This is a genomic window from Methylobacterium sp. WL6, assembly GCF_008040095.1.
Taxonomy (GTDB): Bacteria; Pseudomonadota; Alphaproteobacteria; order Rhizobiales; family Beijerinckiaceae; genus Methylobacterium.
The window spans coordinates 1-3628 of sequence record NZ_VRVH01000379.1; the positions used below are offsets into that span (position 1 = coordinate 1).

3 protein-coding genes are annotated in these 3628 nt (G+C 74.5%); 2 read left to right on the top strand and 1 reads right to left on the bottom strand.

Annotated elements, in window-relative coordinates:
• Positions 1-342: AprI/Inh family metalloprotease inhibitor (locus FV230_RS25875; protein ID WP_187275619.1), on the top strand; the 342-nt coding region annotated here is incomplete at its 5' end.
• A gap of 24 nt (positions 343-366) precedes the next feature.
• Here the strand turns inward: FV230_RS25875 and FV230_RS25880 are convergent.
• Positions 367-2205 carry an outer membrane beta-barrel protein gene (locus tag FV230_RS25880; RefSeq protein WP_243946543.1) on the bottom strand — a complete coding sequence of 613 codons (1839 nt, stop codon included), beginning with the start codon at positions 2203-2205 and terminating at the stop codon, positions 367-369.
• A gap of 198 nt (positions 2206-2403) precedes the next feature.
• Between FV230_RS25880 and mutL the strand changes: the two genes are divergently transcribed.
• A partial coding sequence (gene mutL / locus FV230_RS25885) for a DNA mismatch repair endonuclease MutL (RefSeq protein ID WP_147844425.1) occupies positions 2404-3628 on the top strand: 1225 nt, incomplete at its 3' end.

Consider the following 3628-nt stretch of genomic DNA (forward strand, 5'->3'; position numbering starts at 1 on the left):
GCCTCCAACGTCATCCCCGAGCCGGTGGTCGCCCCGCCCCCGGCCCCGCCGGTGGTGGCGAGCGGGCGGGCCTCGGTGGTCGGCGCCTGGGACGCCAAGGACGCGACCGGGGGAAGCTGCAAGGTGACGCTCTCGAGCGCGCCGGCCCTCGACCTCTACAAGGCCTCCGCCGCCGGCTGCCCGAACAAGGATCTGGCCAAGGTCACGGCCTGGGATTTCCGCGACGGCGAGGTCTACCTGTACCAGCAGGGCGGCACGGTGGCCGCCCGCCTGCGGCAGGGCGGCGGCGCCCTCGACGGCGCGCTCACCAAGTCCGGCGCCTCCCTCGCGCTGGTGCGCTGAACCGGGAGGGCCCGCGCACCGGGGCTACGGGTTCACCCGCAGCCCGAGCAGGAAGGTGTTGTCGGAAAAGCTCGCCGTCGCCGCCGTGCTGGTGATCTCCTGGTAGAGGTAGGTGCCGCGCAGCGTCAGCCAGCGGTTGAAGCGGTAATCGAGCCGGGCAGTGGCCGAGAAGCCGGTCTCGCGGATCGACACCCCCTGGTAGTCGTTGCGGAGGTAGGCGCCGCCGACGATGATCGAGAGGTTGCGCAGGAGGTCGTGCTGCACCTCCAGCGTCGCCGTCTGGGTCAGGATGCCGCTGGAGCCGGGGACCGTCGTCTCGGTGACGCCGGCCTGCGCGTTCAGGCGCACGGTGGTCAGCGGGGTCGCCGCCCAGACCAGGGCGGCTGCGAGGATCGGCGCGTCGAGGCCGCGCAGGCTCGGGTCGACGTAGGTGCGGTGCTGCAGGCCGCCCGAGATCTCGCCGCTGATCGAGCGGGTGAAGTTCACGGTCGCGCCGACCGAGGCGGCGATGCCGTCGGAATCGCGGCGCAGGCCGCTGGTGTCGCGGCGCAGGTCGTAGACCCGCGTGTCAGCGAGCAGCTCGACGAAGGGGCTGATCTCCGGCGTGACCTCGTAGGCCGTGCGCAGGCGCATGCTGTACTGGTTCTGGTTGCGGTCGGCCTGGCTGATCACCGTCCCGTCCGACAGCCGGGCATCCTCGAACTCGGAGCGGTCGACCGAGCCGCGCAGGGACACCGAGAGCCGGTTGAAGGTCTCGGTCGCGCCGAGCGAGGTGCCGTAGGTCGCGACGATCGGCCGGTTGGTCGCGGTCACGGCCTGGAGGTTGGGGCTGCCGGTGCGCTGGGTGTCGACGAGGAAGCGGGTCTCGGCGTCGATCCGCAAGTCGCGGTTGGCGTCGATCCGCAGGCGCACGGTGCCGGCCGCGTTCGGGCGGCTCGCCGCCTCGTTCTCCGGCGTCTCGAGGTAGCCGGCGCGCAGCTCGCCGGCGAGCTCGCTCCGCGACCAGTCCGAGCGGAAATTCAGCTCCCCCTCGCTCCGGAGCGCGACCGAGCCCTTGGCGAGCGACGGCGTGGTCTGGTCCGGGTTGGTGTCGTAGCCGAGGCTCTGGGTGAAGGACGGCAGCACCGTGAAGCTGCCGAGCCTGATCCCGAGCGGCGCGTAGGCGTCCTCGGTGGCGATCGGCCGCCGCAGGCTGTTGGTCAGCAGCGCCCCCGGCGTGAGGACGCCGCTCAGCGGGTTGATCAGCGGCAATCCCGGCGCCTGCGGCCGCGGCGCCTCGGCCGGCAGCGGCACGCCGACCACCGGGTTCTGGATCACCGGCGAGAGGCGCAGGGCCGGCGCGGGGATCTGGGTGACGTCCTGGGTGTAGCGCTTGGTCGCCGTCCCCAGGCGCCGGGGCGGCGCCGCGCGCTGACGCAGCAGGCTGATCGGGGCGCGGTTGTTGGTGCCGGACGTGGCGCCGCCGGTGCGGCTGCCGGAGGAGCGGACCCGGGTGTCGAGATTCGAGGCGCCGGCTTCGGCCCCGGTCGGCCCCGACAGGCTAGCGCCGCCGGAGGTGAGGCCGCCGGAGGATTCGCCGCCCGCCGCCTCGCCGGAATTGCCGTTGCCGAGGCGGGGCGGGCCCTCCGACAGGCGGTTGCGGCGCAGCACCGGCAATCCGTCCTGGCCGGGATCCTGCCCGATGCCCGGGTTGTCGGGCTGGCCGGCGACGGGGCTCAGGGATTCGAACCGCGTTGCCTGCGCCTGCGCCGGGCCGGGGAGGGCGATCGCGACGGCGGCCGGCAGGCCCGCGAGCAGCAGCGCGAGGCCGCAGGCAAGGCCCGCCTCCCGTCGCGCATGCCCCTCGCCCTCCAAGCCCAGCACCGGATCCCGACTCCCCTGGCTGGGCGCGTGCGAAGACGACCGTCGCACCGCTTCCGCGTGGTTAACGAAGGCTAGCCGGGCGTGGTTAATGCAGCGTCAACGGCACGGGGCGGCGGAGCATCGGAGGAGACCGGATCCACCGGCGGATCGCCGCCGCCGATGGATCGAGGCGCGGGCAGGGTCTATAAGCGGCAGGACATGTCCGCCCCGCAGCCCGTCCGCCGTCTCGACCCGGTCCTCGTCGACCGCATCGCCGCGGGCGAGGTGGTCGAGCGGCCGGCCTCGGCGGTCAAGGAGCTGGTCGAGAACGCGATCGATGCCGGCGCCCGCAGCATCGCGGTGACGATCGAGGCCGGCGGCCGGCGGCTGATCCGGGTGGTCGACGACGGCGCCGGCATGTCGCCGGACGACCTGCTGCTCGCCGTCGAGCGCCACGCCACCTCGAAGCTGCCGGGCGGCGACCTGACCCGGATCGACACGCTGGGTTTCCGCGGCGAGGCGCTGCCTTCGATCGGCGCGGTCTCGCGGCTGTCGATCACCACCCGCACGGCGGACGCGGATTCGGGCGCGGCGCTCACCGTCGAGGCGGGCCTGCGCGGCGCGGTGCGCCCGGCGCCGGCGGCGCGCGGCACCCGGATCGAGGTCACCGACCTGTTCTCGGCGACGCCGGCGCGGCTGAAGTTCCTGAAATCCGACCGCGCCGAGAGCGCGGCGGTCTCCGACATCCTGCGCCGGCTCGCGGTGGCGCAGCCCGCGATCCGCTTCACGCTGACGAGCGAGAACGGCACGCCGCTGGTGCTGCCGGCCCTCGCCGGGGCCGAGCCGGACGACGCGACCGCGAGCCTCGCCCGGCTCGCGCAGGTGCTGGGATCGGACTTCGCCGCGAACGCCCTGCCGGTGGCGATGGCGCGGGAGGGCTTCTCGCTCACCGGCCATGTCGGGCTGCCGACCTTCCACCGCGGCGCGGCCAACCACATCCACTTCACGGTGAACGGCCGGCCGGTGCGCGACCGCCTGCTGCTCGGCGCGGTGCGCGGCGCCTACGCCGACACCCTGCGCTCCGACAGGCATCCGGTGCTCGGGCTGGCGATCGCCTGCGAGCCCGGCCTCGTCGACGTCAACGTCCACCCGGCCAAGACCGAGGTGCGGTTCCGCGATCCGGGGCTGGTGCGGGCGCTCGTCGTCAGCGCGATCCACGAGGCGCTGCGCCGCGGCGGGGCGCGGGCCTCGACCGGCGTGGCGGCCCGCACCCTCGAGGCTCTGCGTCCCTCGGGCGGCATCCCGTTGACGCAGCATGGCGGGACGGCGAGCCCGAGCCTGTTCCAGAGCGCGCGGACCGGCCTGTTCCGCCCGGGCACCCCGTCCGTCGCGGCCCCGTCCGGCTTCCACCGGCCGGCGCCGGATCGGCCGCACGGCTTCGGCG